The sequence below is a fragment of the Schleiferilactobacillus harbinensis genome, from assembly GCF_008694105.1.
In the GTDB taxonomy this organism is placed as follows: Bacteria; Bacillota; Bacilli; order Lactobacillales; family Lactobacillaceae; genus Schleiferilactobacillus; species Schleiferilactobacillus harbinensis.
Genome location: NZ_CP041364.1, coordinates 1,938,991 through 1,959,954, shown reverse-complemented (window position 1 = coordinate 1,959,954; position 20,964 = coordinate 1,938,991). Strand labels below are relative to the sequence as shown.

The following is a 20,964-nucleotide window of genomic DNA, read 5'->3' as shown; positions in this document are numbered from 1 at the left end:
GTAAAAAGCAATCAATCGTAGACAAGAGTTATGTAAAGGAGCGTTTGTTGTATGTTTAACCGTCCGTTAAACCGCTGGGTCATGCTAGCCGCGCACGTCGTGATCAACTTCGTGCTGGGCGGCGTATATGCCTTCAGCTTTTTCAAGGGGCCATTAATGGCTGAGTTCCATTGGGATCCGGCCTTGTTGGCGCTGGCTTTTTCCCTGAATATGGGGATCATTCCGATACCGATGATTATCGGTGGCAAGATGATCGATCAGGGGCACGGGAAGGCGGCCATTATTATTGGCGGCATTCTGTTTTCCCTGGGCTTTATCCTATCCGGTTTTGTCCACACCCTGCCAATGCTGCTGCTGACGTACGGCTTGCTGGCTGGATTTGGTTCCGGCCTCGCCTTCACGGGGAATTTGAATAATGTGATGAAGTTCTTCCCGGATCGCAAAGCCTTGGCGTCAGGAATCGTGCTGGCTGGTGTCGGTGTCGGCACCCTGTTGTGTACGGAGCTGGCTAAGTTCTTCTTGGCACAAATGTCGATCACGAATTCACTGCTGTGGCTGGGTATTGTGTATTTGGGCGTGCTGTTCGTCACCCAATTTTTCATCCGCTCAGCGCCAGCTAAGGGCAGCGGCGGAATTCCAGCCTCACCCATGGATCAAGATTGGCGCGGTATGCTGCAAACGGCACGGTTTTGGATATTGTTTATTATTCTCGCTGTGGGCTGTTTTGCAGGCGTGGTCATTAATTCAGCTTCTGTTCAAATCGGGACAGAACAATTCGGCTTGGCTTCCGGCGCTCTGGTGGTCAGCTTGGTGTCTATCTTTAACTCGATCGGTCGGGTCGTTTGGGGTGCTGTAGCCGATCGATTGGGCAACTACCGGACGCTGACTGTGGTTTACCTGAGCATGGCCGCCTTGATGGTGCTGCTTACGTTAGGCAGCGGTGCGGCGGCGTTCTACATTGGCGCTGTGGGGATCGGCTTTGTCTATGCCGGGGTACTGACCATCTTCCCGAGTCTGACTAGTCAAAATTTTGGAATGCGCAATCAAGGGATGAACTACGGCTTCATGTACGCCGGCTTCGGCCTGGGGTCGGTGATTTCGCCCTATGTCACGTCGGCGATCGGGGCCGGCGGTTCTTATAGCCCCGTGTTCATGCTGGCCATCTTCTTACTGGTTGGCGGCGTGGTCATGATTCAAGTGATGCAGCGGATGGGCCAGCGGGCCATTAATCAAGCAAAAGGAGCGGAAGCACATTGAAAATTGCAATTGCAGGTGCGGGCGCCATGGGCGGCCGGTTTGGGACGATGCTGGCGACGACGAACAACCAGGTCATGTTCATTGATCCCTGGGCTGACCATGTCCAAGCCATTAATGATCGGGGATTGCAGGTCCACGTGGGCAACGCAGTGACGCCTCATTGGATCCCAGCAGCCCTGCCTCAGGATGTCCACGGAAGCTTCGACCTGATTATCCTGTTTACGAAAGCGATGGGCATCGCCCCAATGCTGGAATCGTTACGGTCCATCATTACTCGTACGACCCACGTGATGGTGCTGGCCAATGGAATCGGCAACATTGAGCAGGTGGAGAAATTCGTCCCGGGGCGCCAAATTATTGCCGGAGTCACGGTGTGGTCATCTGAATTAGACGGCCCGGGCGAGATCACATTGACCGGTGCGGGCAATGTGACCCTGCAACCATTAGCCGGTCAAAGCGATGACTTTTTCCAAGCAGTTTTGACGGCCTTCCATCAAGCTGGACTCAATCCCATTGCGTCGGATGACGTCTTGGCCGCGATCTGGAAGAAGGCCGCCTTGAACTGTGTCTTGAACACTTATACGGCACTGCTTGATTGCAACGTTGGCGAATTTGGCCGCCTGCCGAATCATGAAACACTGATCGACGGTGTTTTGAACGAATTTGCCGTAGTTGCTCATCATGAGCACGTTGACTTTGATCTAGATGCGGCCCGCCAATTGATTCTGGCCCAGTTTGCGCCAGGAGGCAACAGTGCCCACTATCCGTCGATGTACCAGGACCTGGCGAAGGGGCGGCCGACGGAGATTGATTTTCTTAACGGCTTCATTGCTGCTAAGGGCGCGGCGTCAAATATCCCGACCCCGGTGAATCGCCTGTTGACGCAGTTGATCCATGGGAAGGAAGTGCTGTCGAAGCAATCGGTGAGGATTCCTGCGTAGTACAATACAAAGAGCGGCCTGACATCAGTTTAAATCGATGTCAGGCCGCTCTTCGTTTGAGACAGGTAATGCCAGTTCAATGGTGGGTGGAGTAAAGGTTAATTTGTTTGAGCCCGCCAGTAGCCATAATCAGTTCTAACCCACTGATTGCCGCCAAGATTGAAGTATGTCCGACCATCTGCCAATGTTTGCGTACCATAAGTCAACCAAGAGGAGCGGGCAGGGATAAGCTTCAATACATTCAGATGAGAATCGTATACTGCAACCGACCAGTTAGCATTTTTGGGATAACGTACAGTGAAGATGCCGCGATCAGCAAAGGGGGACGTCGACACGTCGCTTGCTTTGACATACTGCTTACCGCCCAAGTTGTAGGCGATAATTCTGCCATTAGCGTCTTTCACAATACCATAATATTTCCAAGCCGTTGCAATAATGAGTGTTCGGCCTAGAGAGATACTGGTGGCTGAATCAGAATACAGCACCGCTCCCGCATTATTGATAACATAAACGACTCCGCTTGTCTTACTTTCGGTGGGGCCATTGACGGCCACCGTAATTGTACGAGTTAGTGTAGCCGTCCGCCCATACGCGTTCGTGATCGTGTAGTTAATCGTATAGGCACCTGCTCGGTTCGTATTCACGTTGCCGGAAATTTGCCAGTCTACGCTTGGAATCGGCGTACTGTGCGTGCTGTCGGTCCAAGCATAGATACCTGTAATTGGATCAAAGGTAGTCCCCAAGTTGATGGTTGGGTCCTTGACGAACTCCTTGGTGAAAGTAAATTCCGGCGCTGGATAAATAATTGGCAAGACGTTAAGCACCGTGAGCTTAACGGTCTTGGTCTGACCATCGGCGGCAGTCAAGGTAATCTTATAAGTACCTGCTTTTTGCATGTCAACGCTGGAGAGGTCAGCAGTCACAGTGACGGCTTTCCCGTCTTTACCCGTTGCACTGGCCTTGAAATCAGCGAGAGTAGGTTTGGGATCGCCGACGTAGGCGGTGACATCACTCCCGTTAAGCGACTGTTGATTGGCTAAAATCGTGAGCTCAACGGTCTTGGTCCGACCATCGGCAGCAGTCAGGATAACATCATAGGTGCCCGCTTTTTGCATGTCAACGTTGGAGAGGTCAGCAGTCACAGTGACGGCTTTCCCGTCTTTACCCGTCGCACTGGCCTTGAAATCAGCGAGAGTAGGTTTGGGATCGCCGACGTAGGCGGTGACATCACTCCCGTTAAGCGACTGTTGATTGGCTAAGATCGTGAGCTCAACAGTCTTGGTCCGACCATCGGCGGCGGTCAAGATAATCTTATAAGTACCTGCTTTTTGCATGTCAACGCTGGAGAGATTGGCAGTCACATCGACTGCTTTCCCATCTTTATCCGTTGCACTGGCCTTGAAATCAGCGAGAGTAGGTTTGGGATCGCCGACGTAGGCAGTGACATTACTCCCGGCAAACGACTGTTGATTGGCTAAGACTGTGAGCTCAACGGTCTTGGTCTGACCATCGGCAGCAGTCAGGACAACATCATAGGTGCCCGCTTTTTGCATATTAACTTTGGAGAGGTCAGCAGTCACATCGACGGCTTTCCCGTCTTTACCCGTTGCACTGGCCTTGAAATCAGCGAGAGCAGGTTTGGGATCGCCGACGTAGGCGGTGACATCACTCCCGGCAAACGACTGTTGATTGGCTAAGACTGTGAGCTCAACGGTCTTGGTCTGACCATCGGCAGCAGTCAGGACAACATCATAGGTGCCCGCTTTTTGCATGTCGACTTTGGAGAGGTCAGCAGTCACATCGACTGCTTTCCCATCTTTATCCGTTGCACTGGCCTTGAAATCAGCAACAGTAGGTTTGGGATCGCCGACGTAGGCGGTGACATCACTCCCGTTAAGCGACTGTTGATTGGCTAAGACCGTGAGCTTAACGGTCTTGGTCTGACCATCGGCAGCAGTCAGGACAACATCATAGGTGCCCGCTTTTTGCATGTCGACTTTGGAGAGGTCAGCAGTCACATCGACTGCTTTCCCATCTTTATCCGTTGCACTGGCCTTGAAATCAGCAACAGTAGGTTTGGGATCGCCGACGTAGGCGGTGAAATCACTCCCGTTAAGCGACTGTTGATTGGCTAAGACTGTGAGCTTAACGGTCTTGGTCTGACCATCGGCAGCAGTCAGGACAACGTCATAAGTGCCTGGGGTCGATAAATCAGCTTTGGAGAGATCCACGGAAACCTTGATTGCGTTGCCGTCCTTATCCGTTGCGGAAGCCTTAAAATCGTCAACAGTGGGTGTTGGATCCCCGACACGCATAGTGAAATCATCGGCAGAAATGGATTGCTGGTTGGGCAGAGTTGTGGTGCCAATGAAGCGATATGTGAAATCGGAATTTTGAACAGACCAAGAGTTATCGACAACAGGCACTTTTTCCCCCTCATAATCAATCGGTTGGGAGCCGATAGCTACCGTTTGGTTTATAGCCGACAGATTATTTGGTTTCACAATGCTCCCTTGAAATGATTTGGATAGAGGAGATAAATCACTAATGTGATTGGAGTCTAATTTAACTGTAGTCAAGCTGCTGATGTTCTGCAGCGCAGCCACATCGGTCAGATTGTCATTCTCCAGTTCTAGATTGGATAGCTTTACCGCATTTTTGATTCCGGTGATGTCAGTGAGTGCCGGAAGGTACGCTGCACGCAACGATTCCAGATTCGTGAGCGAGGCAAGCGAATTCAAATTTGACAAGGCGGCGTTACCAGAAATAGTGAGCTTGCTGAGAAGATGCAATCCGCTAAGCGGAGTGAGATCGGTAATGCTGTTATAACCCACTTCAAGATTCGTCAGATTGTGAAGACCGCTCAGAACAGAAATATCACTGATTTTATTAGAGTTGAGATGCAGCTCCTGTAAACTAGTTAATTTGGCCAAGGGACTTACGTCTGTAATATTATTGTTATCCAGATCCAGCTGTTGCAACTGAGTCAAATTTGCCAGGGGGGATAGGTCCGAAATGCCATTATTAGTACGAGAGTTGGCAACGCTTAAGATTGACAGATTTGATGCATACTCAAGCCCAGACAAATTGCTGGGCTGATTGTAGTTGATCGACAGTTTGGTCATCTTAGCCAAATCAGCTTGGGTAAAAGCTGAACCAGTAATGATTTTCTCGCTTCGCAACTCAGAGCTGACTGCTTTTTGCAGGTTTTTTATCGGGCATCCACGAATCGACGGACATTGCAACGGCGGCTGGATTTGTTGCTGCGGCTGACACTGTGACATTAGTCAGCAGGACAGTACCAAAGGTGATTCCTGTAATTGCGACTGTTAACCATAATTTGCCTGATTTTAGCAGCTTGAAGTGCACTTTCTGATCGTGTGGCACCCTGTGTAAATGCATGGAAACAAACATCTCCTTGTTCTTTTAAGTGACAAACGTGTCTAAAATACAAAGAAAAGTTGGCGCACCCTACTGCACAATTGTTTGGCAACTTGTGTACAACTCAATCTCTCAATTCCTTAGGAGGAAAGGGATAATTTGCGAGGCAAGCCAATGTAGCAGAGTCCAAACAAGAATGCCTGAATAATAGGCACGCCAACTCGCTTTTTGCCTAACATGGATATGCCACTGTTAGGCACTTGCAGTATACCATATTCTCCTTACCGGGGGAGAAATTTATTTTCGCCGGGACGAGTTTAATTCCTTCCCGAATTGTCAAATTAAGTGCAACAGTGAAGACTCATCCATGTGAATTGGTTTAGGTAGTGGGCAGGGATTCCTCCAGGCCCAGGGGGGAGGCCTGGAGCGCCGCGATTGCGCTGCGGTATCCAAGGCACTTCCTTAACCGGTGGTTTAAGACATCTTGGCTCTTACGAATCTTCTCCTTAGAGACTTCCCATAGTGATTGACCCTTTGGAATGAATTCTCGAATCAAGCCGTTGGCATTCTCGTTACTGCCACGTTCACTGGGTGTATAGGGATGGCAGTAGTAGATCTTTGTTCCTCTGAGTTGGTCCAAGAGGGCGAACTCAGAACCGTTGTCGAAGGTGATGGAGTGGAATAGATAAGGATCATGTGTGTTCAGAACGTATTGCATGGCCTCTAAGCAAGTCCGGGCGTGATAGTTTGGGATCTTGTAGATCAGCTCATAACGTGTGACACGTTCTGTCAGGGTGAGTAATGCTGGTTGGTCGGCAGAACGCTTCCCCTTCACCAGGTCGCCTTCCCAGTCACCAACAAACCAGCGGTTATTGATTTGTTTGGGCCGCTTGTCGATGGACGTTCCAGCGATGCGTTTATTCTTACGCGCATGACTACGGCCTGGCCTTTTCTCGCGACGCCGCAACTTCTCAGGCAGATCCATGTTGGTCACTGACAACAGTCCGGCATCAATGTAGCGATACACGGTCGGCGTTGAGGGGCACGAACGATTAGGCCAGAGTTGCTGGAACTGATGCACGTACCCATCAATACTTTGTTCACGATACGCATGCTTCTTGATCTGAGCGGTCAGCCAGTTAAAGAAGTAGGTACACTTCTCCAACATGCTCTTGGCGTGGGAATGGGTCTGTCGTTCTTCGTGTTGTCGTTGGGCAGCATCAAAGAAGTAATCCTTGTAGTAATGATAATTCGAATCCCGTTGCTGGACTCGGCCGCGCTTAAGCTCACGGCTTACCGTACTAGGGGAATGATGGATGATGTGTGCAATATCGCGAATGGAATATTCATGGGAGTGCCAAAGCGCATCAATTATTCCGCGCTCGCCCTCTGTGAGTTGAGTGTACGAGCCGAGACTGTTAGACTGATTGTGGGTCATGAAGGTCACCTTTCTTGGTAGTTTAGTCGCTTCAAGGATAGGTCTTCATGGCCTATTTTGTTAAATCAACCCGGTCGATTGGTCTAACTCAATCGGTGTTGCACTTCAATTTTAAATCCGGCAGTTTAATTCCTTGACATGGCACCATTATTACCATAGAGTAGATATTCAGTAACACATGTTTTCAATCATCCACCAACTTACAAATCTTTGTTAGATATATCCTAATTAGACGAATCCGGCGAAGCTGATATTGCACAGTGATACCAAATCATTATGTTCGCCTTTTTCTATAAAATAATGTATAATAATGGCAGGCATCTAATAGACACAGGAAATGAGGATTTTTGCATGCGGATTGGCTTTACTCAAGGGGATCCTGCTGATTGTGATTTTCGACAGCAGATTGTGACACTGACAGCAACCGGCGTTGATAGGCTCTTTTTAGAAGAGACCGCTGTCCCTGGTACGATTGGCAATCAATTACACGAGATGCTGGACAGTTTGCAGGCAGATGATGTAGTGGTCATTCCGTCGCTGGCAGCATTAAGCGCAAGCAATACTCAGCTTATTGAACTTATTGATCAAATTTATCAAAAGAATGCTGTGTTGGATGTCTTGGATCTTAGGACATTTCAACAGAACACAACGTTGAAGATGCAGCGTATTCTCACGGCGACGGTGTTAGAGTCACTGCGCTATGCGCAAAAGATGGAACGCAAGCGGCGGCGCGAACAGCAACGTAAGGGCATCATTTCTGCTCAGGCGGCGGGACGCTATCGCGGTAAGCAGCTGGAGTATTCGGATACCGCGCCGGATCCAAAGAAGCGGGAGATTTACCATCAGATTGTTTCGCTGCTGCAGGCGACGCCGCGGGTCGGGGTGAGTGAGATCATGCACCGCACTGGTGTTGCTCGGCAGACCGTTTACAATATTAAACATCGGCTCGAAAAGAAGTAAAGTGCAGACAAATAGCGCATTGCTCGGGAAAGTTCTCAAGCAATGCGCTATTCTTATGCCCAATCGGCGTTTAGTGTTTGGCCGGGGCGGAGTTGTACCGGCAAGGGAGCAAGGTGCTCAGGCGGTTGGTCGTTGATGCAGGCTGTCAAAGTGGCAATGAGCAACTGCCCGAGGCCGGTGAAGGGCTGTTGAATGGTGGCCAGTTCTGGATGGTAGTCCCGCATGAACTGTGTGCCATCATAACCGATTACTTTCAACTGAGTGGGCACGTCAATACCGAGTTTAGCCGCTTCTTCCAGGACCAGCAGTGCGGTGAGGTCGTCGCTGCAGAAGATGCCGTCAATGGGTTGATTCTGCAGCATAGTGCGAATCGTTATCCGTTTCACACTGGCGACGGTGTTGAAACCTAGCGGTGTGACTGTGGGTGTTAAACCGTGTTGGGCCATAACATCGGCGTAGGCTTGCTGCCGGGCATTGGTCGGTTCGCTGGTACCGGCAGAGCTGACTAGCATGACGACGTGGCGGCAGCCCTGGGCAATCAGTGCTTCGCTGGCGATACGGCCCCCCTGGTAGTTATCACTGCTGACAATGGGAATCGTTGGTGCCAGATTACGGTCGAAGGCGACGATGGGCAGCGCAATTTTTTGATACTCAGTAATCCCTAAGTTGTGGGTGCTGGTGATGATGCCGTCAACTTGGTTGGCGGCCAGCATGCGCAGGTAGGCCCGTTCCTTGTCGGCGTTGTTGGCCGAATTGCAGAGGATCGTCTTGTAGCCGGCGGCGAAGAGAGAGTTCTCTAGCGTTGCCACCAGTTCGCCGAAGAAGGGGTTGCTCACGGAAGGAAAAATCAGGCCGACAAGCTGGGTTTTCTTACCGGAAAGCGAGCGGGCCAGGTTGTTTGGCGCATAGTTGAGCTCGCGCATGGCGGCGAAGACCTTGGTCTTTGTTTTCTCGCTTAACGCACCATAGTTATTGATCACGCGGGACACGGTGGTGGGAGAAACTCCTGCCACCTTGGCCACATCGTTCAGCGTTGCCATAATCCCACTCCTAGTTGTTGTTGATATTCAGTGCCGTCAGCGGATACAGCGTCGCGTGCACCGCGTTGGGCGCTGATGTTTCGATTCGCAGCAGGTCTGCCGGAGTCTTCGGGAAGAACCGGACCGTGCAGACTTTCTGACCGTGGTTAAAGTATAACTCCATCACGGAGGTATCGACGAATGCGTTCAGCATGACAGGCTGACCGGCGGGGAGAGAGAGGCGGCGAGTCGTGCCGTATTTCTCAGCAAACGAGACACCGGCTTGACTGCGGTCAACGATGACGGTACCGCTGGTCTGGTCAATGGTGATCTTCACGCCAGCAATAGTCAGCGTCACCGGCACTTGGCTATTTGAATGCAAGGCCAGCTCATAGTGGTCGCCGGTGCCGATGAAGGTCTCGTCATTGCCGGCAATCGTCAGCGGCCGGGCCTCGCCGCGCAGGCTCTTGGTTTCGGCCACGGGATATTGATAGAGTTGGCCGTCGCGGTAGTGAAGCTCCTTGACGAGACTCAAGCAATTAGCCCAGCCGTCTTGGGTGTCTGGTGCGTCCGCGCCCGGCAGACCAATCCAGCTGTTCAGCAGCGCGCGGACGTCTGGTGCGACAAATGCCTGGGAGGCATAGACGTCGAAACCTTCATCGAGATTGACGGGCGTGGTTGGATTGATCAGTGTCCGGGTGTCCCAGTTCACATCGTCCGCGGTGATGACCATGTTCGGGAAGATGTTTTGATAGGCAGCGATTCCCTGGTTGAGACCTTGGGGACAGAAGATGAACGCTTGGTGACCGTCAACACTCACTAAGTTGGGACATTCCACCATGAAGCCATAACCGGCATCCCAGCCGGTATGGAGGATACCCTTGAAGCGCAGCGTATCAATACTCGGGCCTTCATAAATCAATGGAAAACCCTGTTTTTGATCAGATTGGCCGCCAATCAGAACACGATAGCCGCCAGCGGTTGTCCGGGTGATCTGCGGGTCGCGGAATTCATTGGTGAATCCGGTCGGCGGGGTGCTGATCAACGGTTCAGGCAATTTGGTGACCTTGCCCGCTGTATCCAGCCAAGCGCCGACTTGATACGAATGGCGGTGCCATTCGTGGTCGCGGACGTTGCCGGTGTACATCAGGAAGAGCTTATCGTCCATCGGTAAAGCAGAGCCGGAGAAGGCCCCCTGGGCATCGTAGGGCGTATCTGGAATGAGGGCTTCGCCGTCGTTGTGCCAATGGATGAGGTCGGTGCTGCTCATCCGGACCCATGATTTCAGACCGTGTACTGGACCAAAAGGATAGGCTTGATAGAAGAGCTGCCAGCGGCCGTTGAAGAAGCTGAAGCCGTTGGGATCGTTGAGGAGGCCGGTGGTTGGCTGGATGTGGTAGTGCAGACGCCAAGGCGACGCCTGTACCTGGTTGCGGAGATTAACCAAGTATTTGGCCGGCCAGTCTCTATAGGGCCGATAGCGTAATTCAGTGGTCCATTCGTCAATCATATGAGCACTCCTTTCGAATTAAATGTTGGCAGCAACAGGCGCGTTGGCGGACGGCGCGGTCAGAGCAATGAGCTGCTGATCGGCCTGGACAGTATCCTGCGAGATCGGCTGGACGTCAGCGTAGTTGCCGGTATTGGTGATGACGACCATGACTGTGTCATCGTAACCGGCTTGTTTCAGCGCAGCGCGGTCAAAGGTGCCAAGTTCGGCGCCGGCAGTGACTTGATCGCCTTGTTGGACGGTGCTCGTAAAGTGTTCGCCCTTTAAGTTCACGGTGTCGATGCCCAAGTGAACCAGAATCTCAGCACCGTCATTGGACTTGATGCCGTAAGCGTGCTTCGTTGGATAAGCCACGGTGACGACGCCGGTCGCTGGAGAAACGACTTGATCAGAATCGGGGATGATTGCGATGCCTTTGCCCATGATGCCAGTAGCGAAGACTTGGTCGTTGACTTTGCTGATGTCTTCGACTTTGCCGGTGACGGGGGCCATGATGACTTCATCACTGACCGCTGGTGCAACGGGTTCGCCGGTCACGTCGGATGTTTCAGGCTGTTGTACCGGTGCCTTCAGGACGCGCTTGGCGTAAACAAAGGTGGCGGAGAAAGAAAGAACAAGAGAAACGACGGCACAAAGCAGGAACCAGAGGATTGATTGCGGGGCAATAGAGACAAACCCGATTAACCCAGCGGGTCCCATGGAAACTGATAAGACATGGAACATGCCCAACATGGCACTGGCGATACCGGATGCAACCGCAGCACAGAGGAAGGGGAACTTTAACTTCAAATTGATCCCAAAGATTGCCGGTTCGGTGATACCAAGCATGGCCGAAACACTGGACGCAGAGGCCAAAGCCTTTTGCTTAGAGTCTTTCGTAGCAAAGAAGATTGCCGCAGCCGCGCCACCTTGAGCAATGTTTGCCATGGAAGCGACCGGGAAGATGAAGGAGCCGCCAGTCGTGGCTTTTTGTGCCAATAACTGTGTTTCGATCGCGGGGAAAGTTTGGTGTAAACCGGTGATGACGATAGCGGAGTAAAACAGACCGAAAATACCCATGCCGATCCAACCGGTCGTGCTGTACAGCCAAACCAGTCCGCTAGTTAGACCGTCACTGACAGTCCGCAATACGGGACCGACGATTGTAAAGGTCAGAAAGCCTGTGATAACAATGGCCAACATCGGTGTGAAGGTGAAATCGACAGCACCTTTAAGGTGTTTGTGGAAGAATTTCTCCAGTGTGGCCAGGATGAAGGCCACACCCAAAATTGGTAATACTTGGCCCTGATAGCCAGCTTGCGCAATGTGTAAACCGAAGACGTTCCAATAGGGCATTTTCCCGGCAGCTTGGACAGCCGCAACACTATAGCCATTGACCAAAGAAGGCAGGACCATGATCATGCCCATCGTAGCACCTAAGTAAGGATTGCCGCCGAAGCGTTTAGTGGCGGAGTAACCAATTAGGATTGGCAGGAAAGCAAACGGTGCAGACGCCATGGCATTGACCATGTCGGCGAAGCCTTTGATACCAGGCACCATTTGTACGACCGATTGGGCGCCGAACAGATTCGGCGCAGTGAGGACGTTATTCAGCGCCATCAGCAACCCGCCAGCAACCAAGGCTGGGATAATCGGAATAAAAATATCAGAAAGCAGCTTGAATAAATTCAAAATTGGATTTTGTTTGCCGGCTGATGCAGCGACTTTCTTCAAATCATCTGTCGTCGCTTCTTTTAAACCAGTCAGTTGGATGAGGTGGTCGTAAACCTTGTCGACATCTCCCGGTCCGATGATGATCTGGTACTGGCCGTTGGTTTCGAATGTGCCTTTTACATCAGGGTCATTGTCCAACGCTGTCTGGTTGATTTTCTTATCGTCTTTCAGTACTAACCGCAACCGCGTGGCACAGTGTGCAGCGGCTTGGATATTGTCTTTGCCGATGTCGGCTAGGACACGCTTGGCAACTTCGTCATGCTTCATAATAGTGATCCTCCCTTAGATTCATCCCGTTAAGCCTTTTCATCCAAAAGTGTAACCGGCTTCAGAATAATTGTCAAGCGTTTAACAATTGATACCAAAAAGTATAGGAGAACGCCGTTAGTACCCACATAATAAGTGGCGTACGCCTGTCGTTTTCCCAGATAAGCACAATCGGAAATTATGGAGGATGCGAATTTATCAAGAGTGCAATCATTCCAAGTACTAGTTTCACTGATTTGACATACTTCTGAAGCCGCAACTGGCCCTATTGTATGCCGGAGCAGACACTGACCTTACTGACTTGACGTACTTCTGAAGCACAGGCCGCGTTGATTGAAATCGTAATAATGACACTGATCTTACTGATTTGACGTACTTTTGAAGCACAATCTTGGTGTAATCAATATCGCCCTCAGGTACTGACCTTACTGATTTGACGTACTTCTGAAGCTATCGTGACGGTGGTTTATTCGGGGCACGGGGTACTGACCTTACTGATTTGACGTACTTCTGAAGCTCCACCGTTGCCAGGACAAAGGGGTATTCGGGTACTGACCTTACTGATTTGACGTACTTCTGAAGCGCAGATGCAGGTCCAGTGATCCATAGACATAGGTACTGACCTTACTGATTTGACGTACTTCTGAAGCCTGCTGGCCCACCCCTGGTCAGCAGCACACGGGTACTGACCTTACTGATTTGACGTACTTCTGAAGCACAACGCCAAGCGTTCCAGCGTCAACTTTTGGTACTGACCTTACTGATTTGACGTACTTCTGAAGCATGATTGCCGGGTCTGGGCCTATTGCGGCAGGTACTGACCTTACTGATTTGACGTACTTCTGAAGCGAACGTCATGGCGTCCACGTCGGCTAGTTTGGTACTGACCTTACTGATTTGACGTACTTCTGAAGCAGTATCAGCGGCACGTTGAACAGGCCGCAGGGTACTGACCTTACTGATTTGACGTACTTCTGAAGCACCTCCGTCCGTAATTGGTTAATGATGTTTGGTACTGACCTTACTGATTTGACGTACTTCTGAAGCCTTGCCGCAGCACTTCTTCGCCCAATTCACGGTACTGACCTTACTGATTTGACGTACTTCTGAAGCATCGATGCCCAACCACACCCGCTGACTGCGGGTACTGACCTTACTGATTTGACGTACTTCTGAAGCGTAATGGTTGAGCTGCTGGCCGAAAAGGATTGGTACTGACCTTACTGATTTGACGTACTTCTGAAGCTACACCAAGGCATTGTCCAAAAAAATGGTCGGTACTGACCTTACTGATTTGACGTACTTCTGAAGCCGGCGCCCGAGCTGCTCGTCCATTGGCTTAGGTACTGACCTTACTGATTTGACGTACTTCTGAAGCTGGCCGTGCAAATCATCGTGGCTATTGTGCGGTACTGACCTTACTGATTTGACGTACTTCTGAAGCAAGTGGGTATCCGATAACTTGTGGGGTGATGGTACTGACCTTACTGATTTGACGTACTTCTGAAGCAAGCATTGGTGGGGAGTGAACCGGATTTGGGGTACTGACCTTACTGATTTGACGTACTTCTGAAGCAGCAGCACATGATCGTTGGTGTAGCGGTTGGGTACTGACCTTACTGATTTGACGTACTTCTGAAGCGTGATCACTGGTGGTACTGACACGGCTGTGGGGTACTGACCTTACTGATTTGACGTACTTCTGAAGCCGACGCTTTCTAATCGCTTATTCATGGGGTAAATAACGCCAGTCAACGAAGTCGTCATCAATAAAGTAATACCGCGAATTCTCAAATAAGTGCTCGCGACGCACGGATGAGAATTCTCCAACAATGATTGCCGCATTGTATTGACGGCTAGTTTCTTCCAGTTGAGCCAACTCCTTTCTGGTGAGGTAATGACTTGCGTTTAGAAAAGCACAGGGATTGTCGAGACTCATGATTTGACGGGTCTTACAACATAACTCAATATTATCATATACTTCAGTGATTGGGATTGGTGGAGCCTTTGGCCCAATAGCCTTTACAATTGCTGCAACGTCAACAGTTGAGTCAACCTTAAACGGCCAGTTATTCGCAGTCATCAGTTGTTGTAGATGGTTCTGCAATTGACGAAATTCTTCCAGCAGGGATATCTGATCTGAATTTTGAAGTTGTGTCGCGACGAATTTCACTAATTTTTTTGACAGGCTCTGTTGCAGCACATCAGCAAAAGGCTCACCGATCCAATCAATTGCCCGGTCTGGCGAAACTATTTTGTCATTGATAGAGACCACGAGTCCTTCTTCGCCAAATACCAGGGAATTGACGAATTGAGTGTACTGCTTTGGATTACTGAAATCGAACACAGTTAGACCACTCTCTTCTACCAGAAAAGGGTGATACGGGAACAAAGTGATTTTCATAGAATCACCGTCCTTGCAGCAGAGTTTCTCAAGTCATGTGAGGCGGTGCCGCTAATGAAAATCATTGCCTGGTATTGTTTTTCAGTCACCATCATCGCTTGGATGAGGCCATCTTCTGGAGAAATATTCTTTAGGCGTGCAATTAGGAAATCGGCGCTCTTGTTGTTGGGGCACACACGCATGTATACAGATTCTTGCAACATGAGAAAACATTCTCGGTCCAAAGCCTTCTTGAAATGGCGATAGGCGCGTCTGTCGGCGCTGGTTATGGTTGGCAGGTCAAACATCACTATTAATCGCATGAGTCGATACCTCATTGGGAATGGTCATCTCGCATTCTACAGTGTCTGATTCACCGCTCAAGTATTTAAGACAGTCCCGTACAAAAATACCAATCGCGGTGGTAAGGAGGGAGTTCCGGCCATTAAAGCTGATTTCTACATTCATCAAGTCAACTAACTGATATTTGATGTCCGGTGTCAGGTCATTGATGGTCTGCTGGGAGACCCACTGATCTATAAGCGGCCGGAACGGCTCCATTAGATCTGATCCCAGATTAAACGAATTGAGATTACTGTGATGGTGGATCCCGATTTCAGTGAGGAAACCATCACTGACGATTTCTCTATCAACCATGGACAGTAGAATTGCATACCCGTAATTAAGGGCCGCGTTGACAGGAGATTCACTTCGGCGGGAAAACTTGTCGTCGTTGAAGATCCGGGGAAAATACTGCTTGGCAATGGCGGCCTCACGATTGGTTGGATCACCGGTCTCAATTGTTTCGGCGAGCACCTCTAAATAGTCCGTTGCTGCACCGACAAACTGGGCAACGGATATTTGATACCGAACTTTCCAGGTGACAATGCGGGTCCAGAGGGCTTCTGTTCTCTCTGCGGGCCAGTGGCACTGTGTCATGATTCTCTCACTATCTTTTGGACCGGGATACATATTGATTAGTTTTGCGGCGGGCTGGGCCGACCGGCCAATGAATACCACCATCACATCATGTTCTGCTAATTGGGAAAGTGCGTAGGTACTAATATATACGTTTAGTGAGTTGACCAGCACGAGCTGCAGGTCTTCCATCGGCAAGATTTGTTCGTTGGCATTCAATTGAACAACCAGATTTCCTGCTCTGATGGACAATTTGGCATGTTGGGTGATAATTAAATTACGCCAGGCCATAAATATCAGTCCTCCTTTCTTGCTTCCAGCGAGATGGTCGTGATATACTAAGCGTGTTGAAGGCGTCGCGACCTTTAACGCGCATTGACCTTACTGATTTGACGTACTGTATTGAAGTCAAACAAGGCTTCGGCCAAGTTTAATCCATTGGGGTGTTATCACCCATACATAGTGAGTCACCAAGCTTTTATTGGTGGCTTACTATTTTTTTACGCAAGATCCTTTGTAGTAGAAAACAGTCCAGTGGGTGACTCACTGACCAGCAAGGTGTTCACGGGCAGTTTGACGCGCGGCTTGTACTGTAAGCGTCCAAACTCTGATAAGTGTAGTTCCTTGATATCGGTGGAGACGCTGTTGGCGTGCACACATTCCATTATTTTCACTAAAGCCTTTTTTTTAGTTAGCACTTTGTTATCGGATGATTCAATTGGAAGTTCATTGAATAACTGTTCCGCGGCAACCAGTTTTTTACCAAGCCGTTTGTCGGCATATACCTGGAAATATTTGTCGAGTTGAGTGATGATTCGCCGATAGAGGTAACGGAATTGATTGTTTAACTGAAACTTGAAAGCCCGAAAGTGCACTGATGCCTTGGTAATTGTGAGATGGCGGCGGGAATGATCTTGTTTTTGTCAGATTCCCAATAGGTTGACAAGATTCTTCGGAAGAAAACTGACAAAATGGTCAACGATGTTATTTATTACTTCCTCTGCCGTGCCCACTAAAGTGGCTCCCAGTGTGGATAGTGCCTTCAGAAGCCATGCCAGTGCTTGCGTTACTGCAATGTCTGGCATGACTTCATTCATCTCGTAAAACAGATCGCCAAGTGTGCGTTCATCCTCGTTTAACCGCTGTTGCCACGCCAACAGGTCATACGTCATCATCACGACGGCCAAATGACCGCAAAGACCGTCATAGCTTTGAACCTGGGACTTGTCCAAACGTAGATACTGCTTGGCTACTTTGAAATAGCCTTCAATCTGCCACCGACGACCGTACATCTGGATAATTTCTTCAGGACGCAAATTAGTTTGGGTCGTAGCTAATACCAGATAACTACTGGCATTCTTCCGGTTAGTCACAAATACCAGCTTCAGTGGGTACGCTACTTGCGTCCCATCATCCAAGTTCACATAAGCTGTGACGATGGGGCTGTACTGATAATTGGTGTGCGTTTGCCGGCGTGAAGCGCAGAACCGTTCGTAGAGATCCTTGACGGAGTAAAGTCGGCCACGATAGCGGTAGTAGATCTTCTTCGTGCGCTTGATCATCCCGATACCGGCTAACCCCATTGTTTTCAAGGTATAGAACATCCGCGGTGAACTGAACCAACTGTCGAAAAGTACGTAGTGAGCCGGAATATGATTTGCCAGAGCCTGCGTTAGCAGTTCTACCGAGACGTCATTCATTTTGCCTTGGGCTTGAACACGGCGTTGACCAGCAATTGACCGGCCACTGGTAGTTTTAGCTGGGCTCCCCAGTCGCTGGGCAGCACTCTTAGAGGACATCAGCGCATAATCCACTGGTAACAGGGTGTTACCATCGCTCCAAGCCAAAGTGAGTGCCCGGAATCCGCGTTGATAGACATGATCGTCGTGGTTAAACACACGGGCAAGCAGTTCTGTCTTGGTGGAATAATCCCGTGCAAAAAGGGTATCATCCAGAATAAACGCGAATCGTCGGCGGGCATCAATGTATGGTCGTAGATGTTTAATAATCGCGGCCCCAACCAGACAAGTCAGTCGTTGCCAATTGATACGGCCATCGTTCAGATCATTACGGACCGTCCGAATCGTACAATCCGGATCGGGCATCGCTCGGTAAAGGGAACGGCCCAAAAACTTGGTTTGGATCAGCCATGCCAGCACCTTGGTCAGTGAAATTGATGAGCGTCTTCTAAAATTCGCCTTTTTTGTCAGCTTGCTCAAGCCCACGAGTGACGAAAAACGAAGAATGATGTTCTTAAGTCCCAATTCAGTCCGTGTATGTTCTATAATATTCATGGCGCGTCTCTCCTCTGTATCAGATTTTTGGTCGAATCAAGTATACAACGCAGGAGAGTCTGCGCTTATTTTTGTGCCAAAAAAGCCAGGAACCACGCATGTTTAACGTGATTTCCAGCTTTCAAGTTTCAGTTGTTTAAGTCACTGACGTCTTCTGGCGTAATGGGCGAGGTAGTGAGGATGTTAATGAACGTCTGTTGATCATTCCGTGATAGCCAAAGCTGCTGGCAGTTGAATCGTTGCTGATCGCCACCAATTAGTTCAGCATAGTTATCATGAATTACCCGCTGATGGAAAAGAACCTTGTCAGCGACAATCTTGAACTTAGGGGTGCCTTTCTTGGCAGCTAATTCTGAAGCAAGAAAGGCGTGTAGAACTTTCTGCCCTTCAGTTTTTGAAACGACATACGCCTTTTTTAGATCGTTCAGCCAGAGTGTTAAGACCGGCATAACGTACAAATAATCGCCCTTCTTTTTATCTTCAATCCGAACGACAGCCAGATAAGCCCGAGTTACAGAGGTATAACCGCCGTAGAGATTAGTCGAGCGCCCTTTTTTGGTCGGGACCTTAGCATCTGAGCTTCCTCGTTTGTAGATGGTTGTTTTAAACATGGCACCATGCTTCGTGTAAGCTTCATGGACCACTAAAATTTTCTTCAATCCGTACAAATAGTCGCAATAAGGCAGCTCATCCTCGTTGTCCCAAACAATTTCTCCAGTGGCCCGGTTGGTTAAGGGTTCTTTAGATGCCAGAGCACCAATGAAATCAAACGTTCGCAACTTAGTGGCAAACGGAGTGTAATCACCGTAAGTAAAGAGCGAGCTCAGCGATGGATAACGCTGGAGCAAGTACAAGCCCAGACGGGCAGCTAGAAAGGCGTCGAAGGCGTGGTGATAATCATTCAAGCTGCGAATTTTCGGAAAATCAAATTCTTTACGGAATTGGTGGGACAAACTGGCGCGGACACTGACTATTTTAGTGTCGCTTCCAAATTCTTGATCCAGCAATTGGGTTGTTAGCTTAATAATCTGTCGAGTTTCTACGAGTTGTCGTTGGATGAAACCAGGAGCATATTTATCAATATCAGTCTCTCGCATCGAGAGGTTGAACAATTTGGTATTACTGATTAAGCCAGCTTTGTTGAGTTGATGCCAAAAGCCGTTCATTTGTGCGCCAAACCGATCAGCAGCGAAGTGTGCCGCCTTTGTATTGTTGATAGGTGCAGCGGTCAAGACGCGGTTGTCCAGGGAGTCGTCCTTCTTAATGGCTTGGGGAATAATATGGTCAATCTGATACAGTCCAAGCTGATCAATATTGATTGGCTTACCAGTATAGATGTCACGGCCGTTTTGTTGGAAGTACAAGGTCAACAAATCCGTAAATTTAGTCTTGTCCTTTATCGTTGCGGCTAATTCCCGGGCTGTATCAGAATAAGCGACATCCTTCGCTAACTCTTTGTAGGTATCGCTTAGCGTTGTCTCTCGCGGTTTGGTTCGCCGACCTTTTTGACCGGGTTCTCGCGCAGCTTCAATGAAAATCCATTGCGGTTTTTGCCCATGCATGTTAACGCCGGCGGTAAAATGTAGGAAATTGCCGATTAAGAAATGTCGGATTTCCTGCATTTTTTAGTACACTTAAACGCATACTGAATTTGGAGGAATCCCATATGCGTTTAGATGTTGAGCACTGCGTCCACCAGCACCTGATGAATAAAATTAAGCCTAACTTTGCCGAGATTGCCCGGCGATTCGATACCGACCCACGAACGGTCAAACGATACTACGAACAAAGCCTCAACCCAGCTGCCAAGCCACCAGAAAAAATGAAACGGCCCAGTAAATTAGATCCGTTCAAAGGGCTCATCCGAGAGAAGGTCGAAGCCGGCTGCTCCGCTTCCGCCATCTATCATTTCATCAAAGAACACGACTACCGAGGTGGGCAAAGCATCCTGCGAGATTACTGCCGCACAATTCGCCAGAGGGAAACCAAACGGGCAACAGTGCGTGTCGAGACCTCCCCAGGATTATCTGCGCAAGTTGACTGGAAGGAGGACATCGTCCTCACTACCCGCAGCGGCGAAGTGGTAAAAGGAAGCATCTTCCTGTACGTACTCGGCTATTCACGGGCCAAGTACCTGGAGTTCACCTTTAACCGCACGCAGACGACATTATTTGATTGTATGACCCAAGCCTTCGTTGAAACTGGCGGAGTACCCCAAGAGATCTGGTTCGATAATCAGAAGGTCGTGGTCAACCGGCACAAAAGTAATTTTGGCAAGGCCGTGTTCAATGAGACCTTCGCTGAATATGCCAAAGATGCCGGGTTCAAACCGATTGCCTGCCGACCATTTCGGCCGCAGACCAAGGGGAAAGTCGAAGCCTTGGCCCGAACGATGGACCGGTTGCGAGTATACGACCACGAATTCGACACGCCCCTCGACCTAGCTGAAATAGTGCATCTCATCTGTGACCAGCTCAACCAAGAGGATTCCCAAGCAACCGGCGTGCCGCCAGCCCTCCTCCTGGACAAAGAAAAAGAGTATCTGCACAGCTTTGATGGCGAACTGCTTGAATCTTACGCTGACCGAACCGTCGCAAGGAAAGTCAGTAAAGAATCGATGATCGTCTTCGAAAACCGGAGATACTCTGTCCCAACGAGATATATTGGGGAGATCGTGCAGTTAAAGCACGACGACAATACTCTCTGGCTTTATTATAACGGAGAAGAGGTCCGTTCTCACGTAATCACCCCTAAACGATTTAATTACGCCCGGGAGGACATGGCGGACATCGTCCGGTCTGACCTGTACCGCAACCGCGACGATGAAACGATTGACGATTATGTCGATCACAATATGAAAATGTTCGATGAAATGGAGTGACC

At 49.6% G+C, this 20,964-nt stretch carries 16 protein-coding genes, 1 pseudogene and 1 CRISPR repeat array; of the genes and pseudogenes, 4 read left to right on the top strand and 13 right to left on the bottom strand.

Annotation, left to right across the window (positions count from 1 at the left end):
- Positions 1–51: 51 nt before the first annotated feature.
- On the top strand, positions 52–1,257 hold the full coding sequence (locus FMM01_RS09780; RefSeq protein ID WP_223849918.1) for an L-lactate MFS transporter: 1,206 nt from the start codon (positions 52–54) through the stop codon (positions 1,255–1,257).
- Positions 1,254–2,198, top strand: a complete 945-nt coding sequence (locus FMM01_RS09775) for a 2-dehydropantoate 2-reductase (protein WP_150392388.1) — start codon at positions 1,254–1,256, stop codon at positions 2,196–2,198. Before FMM01_RS09780 ends, FMM01_RS09775 begins: the two co-directional genes overlap by 4 nt.
- Before the next feature lie 98 nt (positions 2,199–2,296).
- Here FMM01_RS09775 and FMM01_RS09770 read toward each other — a convergent pair whose 3' ends face one another.
- The 4 genes and pseudogenes from FMM01_RS09770 to FMM01_RS09760 form a co-directional block, all read right to left on the bottom strand.
- Positions 2,297–4,624, bottom strand: a complete 2,328-nt coding sequence (locus tag FMM01_RS09770; RefSeq protein ID WP_223850060.1) for a bacterial Ig-like domain-containing protein — start codon at positions 4,622–4,624, stop codon at positions 2,297–2,299.
- Between the two features lie 381 nt (positions 4,625–5,005).
- Positions 5,006–5,323, bottom strand: a pseudogene (locus tag FMM01_RS16800) (leucine-rich repeat domain-containing protein); the annotation flags it as partial.
- A 58-nt stretch (positions 5,324–5,381) separates the two neighbouring features.
- Complete coding sequence (locus FMM01_RS16795; protein ID WP_190973332.1) at positions 5,382–5,600, bottom strand: KxYKxGKxW signal peptide domain-containing protein; 219 nt, start codon at positions 5,598–5,600, stop codon at positions 5,382–5,384.
- 358 nt (positions 5,601–5,958) lie between these two features.
- The gene (locus FMM01_RS09760) at positions 5,959–7,017 is read right to left on the bottom strand and encodes an IS30 family transposase (protein WP_150391459.1); all 1,059 of its coding nucleotides are present in this window, start codon (positions 7,015–7,017) and stop codon (positions 5,959–5,961) included.
- A gap of 351 nt (positions 7,018–7,368) precedes the next feature.
- On the opposite strand from FMM01_RS09760, the gene FMM01_RS09755 reads away from it, so the two are divergent.
- Complete coding sequence (locus tag FMM01_RS09755; RefSeq protein ID WP_027827607.1) at positions 7,369–7,977, top strand: recombinase family protein; 609 nt, start codon at positions 7,369–7,371, stop codon at positions 7,975–7,977.
- Between the two features lie 53 nt (positions 7,978–8,030).
- Here FMM01_RS09755 and FMM01_RS09750 read toward each other — a convergent pair whose 3' ends face one another.
- From FMM01_RS09750 to cas9, 9 genes are all read right to left on the bottom strand, one after another.
- A complete protein-coding gene (locus tag FMM01_RS09750; protein ID WP_419555029.1) occupies positions 8,031–9,020 on the bottom strand; it encodes a LacI family DNA-binding transcriptional regulator in 990 nt (329 codons plus the stop codon).
- A 7-nt stretch (positions 9,021–9,027) separates the two neighbouring features.
- The gene (locus tag FMM01_RS09745) at positions 9,028–10,506 is read right to left on the bottom strand and encodes a sucrose-6-phosphate hydrolase (RefSeq protein ID WP_150392383.1); all 1,479 of its coding nucleotides are present in this window, start codon (positions 10,504–10,506) and stop codon (positions 9,028–9,030) included.
- An 18-nt stretch (positions 10,507–10,524) separates the two neighbouring features.
- Positions 10,525–12,486, bottom strand: coding sequence for a sucrose-specific PTS transporter subunit IIBC (locus FMM01_RS09740; RefSeq protein ID WP_150392382.1), 1,962 nt, complete (start codon positions 12,484–12,486; stop codon positions 10,525–10,527).
- A gap of 218 nt (positions 12,487–12,704) precedes the next feature.
- Positions 12,705–14,195: a CRISPR direct-repeat array (repeat unit 36 nt; unit sequence GGTACTGACCTTACTGATTTGACGTACTTCTGAAGC).
- Between the two features lie 17 nt (positions 14,196–14,212).
- Positions 14,213–14,890: a type II-A CRISPR-associated protein Csn2 gene (gene csn2 / locus FMM01_RS09735; protein ID WP_150392381.1), complete on the bottom strand. Its 678-nt coding sequence runs from the start codon at positions 14,888–14,890 to the stop codon at positions 14,213–14,215.
- Positions 14,887–15,192 carry a CRISPR-associated endonuclease Cas2 gene (gene cas2, locus FMM01_RS09730; RefSeq protein ID WP_150392380.1) on the bottom strand — a complete coding sequence of 102 codons (306 nt, stop codon included), beginning with the start codon at positions 15,190–15,192 and terminating at the stop codon, positions 14,887–14,889. The genes csn2 and cas2 overlap by 4 nt, the downstream gene beginning before the upstream one ends.
- Positions 15,170–16,078, bottom strand: a complete 909-nt coding sequence (cas1, locus tag FMM01_RS09725; protein ID WP_150392379.1) for a type II CRISPR-associated endonuclease Cas1 — start codon at positions 16,076–16,078, stop codon at positions 15,170–15,172. The genes cas2 and cas1 overlap by 23 nt, the downstream gene beginning before the upstream one ends.
- A 209-nt stretch (positions 16,079–16,287) precedes the next feature.
- Complete coding sequence (locus tag FMM01_RS16790) at positions 16,288–16,662, bottom strand: Cas9 endonuclease PAM-interacting domain-containing protein (protein WP_190973331.1); 375 nt, start codon at positions 16,660–16,662, stop codon at positions 16,288–16,290.
- A 48-nt stretch (positions 16,663–16,710) separates the two neighbouring features.
- Positions 16,711–18,081, bottom strand: coding sequence for an IS4 family transposase (locus FMM01_RS09715; RefSeq protein WP_150391763.1), 1,371 nt, complete (start codon positions 18,079–18,081; stop codon positions 16,711–16,713).
- A 128-nt stretch (positions 18,082–18,209) separates the two neighbouring features.
- Positions 18,210–19,703, bottom strand: coding sequence for a type II CRISPR RNA-guided endonuclease Cas9 (cas9, locus tag FMM01_RS09710; protein ID WP_150392378.1), 1,494 nt, complete (start codon positions 19,701–19,703; stop codon positions 18,210–18,212).
- Between the two features lie 44 nt (positions 19,704–19,747).
- On the opposite strand from cas9, the gene istA reads away from it, so the two are divergent.
- Complete coding sequence (gene istA, locus FMM01_RS09705; RefSeq protein ID WP_150392377.1) at positions 19,748–20,962, top strand: IS21 family transposase; 1,215 nt, start codon at positions 19,748–19,750, stop codon at positions 20,960–20,962.
- The last annotated feature ends 2 nt before the right edge of the window (positions 20,963–20,964 follow it).

Coding starts and splice junctions, on each gene's coding strand:
- FMM01_RS09780 (WP_223849918.1), top strand. CDS start 52: ATGTTTAACCGTCCGTTAAACCGCTGGGTCATGCTAGCCGCGCACGTC.
- FMM01_RS16795 (WP_190973332.1), bottom strand. CDS start 5,600: ATGCATTTACACAGGGTGCCACACGATCAGAAAGTGCACTTCAAGCTG.
- FMM01_RS09760 (WP_150391459.1), bottom strand. CDS start 7,017: ATGACCCACAATCAGTCTAACAGTCTCGGCTCGTACACTCAACTCACA.
- FMM01_RS09755 (WP_027827607.1), top strand. CDS start 7,369: ATGCGGATTGGCTTTACTCAAGGGGATCCTGCTGATTGTGATTTTCGA.
- FMM01_RS09745 (WP_150392383.1), bottom strand. CDS start 10,506: ATGATTGACGAATGGACCACTGAATTACGCTATCGGCCCTATAGAGAC.
- FMM01_RS09740 (WP_150392382.1), bottom strand. CDS start 12,486: ATGAAGCATGACGAAGTTGCCAAGCGTGTCCTAGCCGACATCGGCAAA.
- csn2 (WP_150392381.1), bottom strand. CDS start 14,890: ATGAAAATCACTTTGTTCCCGTATCACCCTTTTCTGGTAGAAGAGAGT.
- cas2 (WP_150392380.1), bottom strand. CDS start 15,192: ATGCGATTAATAGTGATGTTTGACCTGCCAACCATAACCAGCGCCGAC.
- cas1 (WP_150392379.1), bottom strand. CDS start 16,078: ATGGCCTGGCGTAATTTAATTATCACCCAACATGCCAAATTGTCCATC.
- FMM01_RS09715 (WP_150391763.1), bottom strand. CDS start 18,081: ATGAATATTATAGAACATACACGGACTGAATTGGGACTTAAGAACATC.
- cas9 (WP_150392378.1), bottom strand. CDS start 19,703: ATGCAGGAAATCCGACATTTCTTAATCGGCAATTTCCTACATTTTACC.
- istA (WP_150392377.1), top strand. CDS start 19,748: ATGCGTTTAGATGTTGAGCACTGCGTCCACCAGCACCTGATGAATAAA.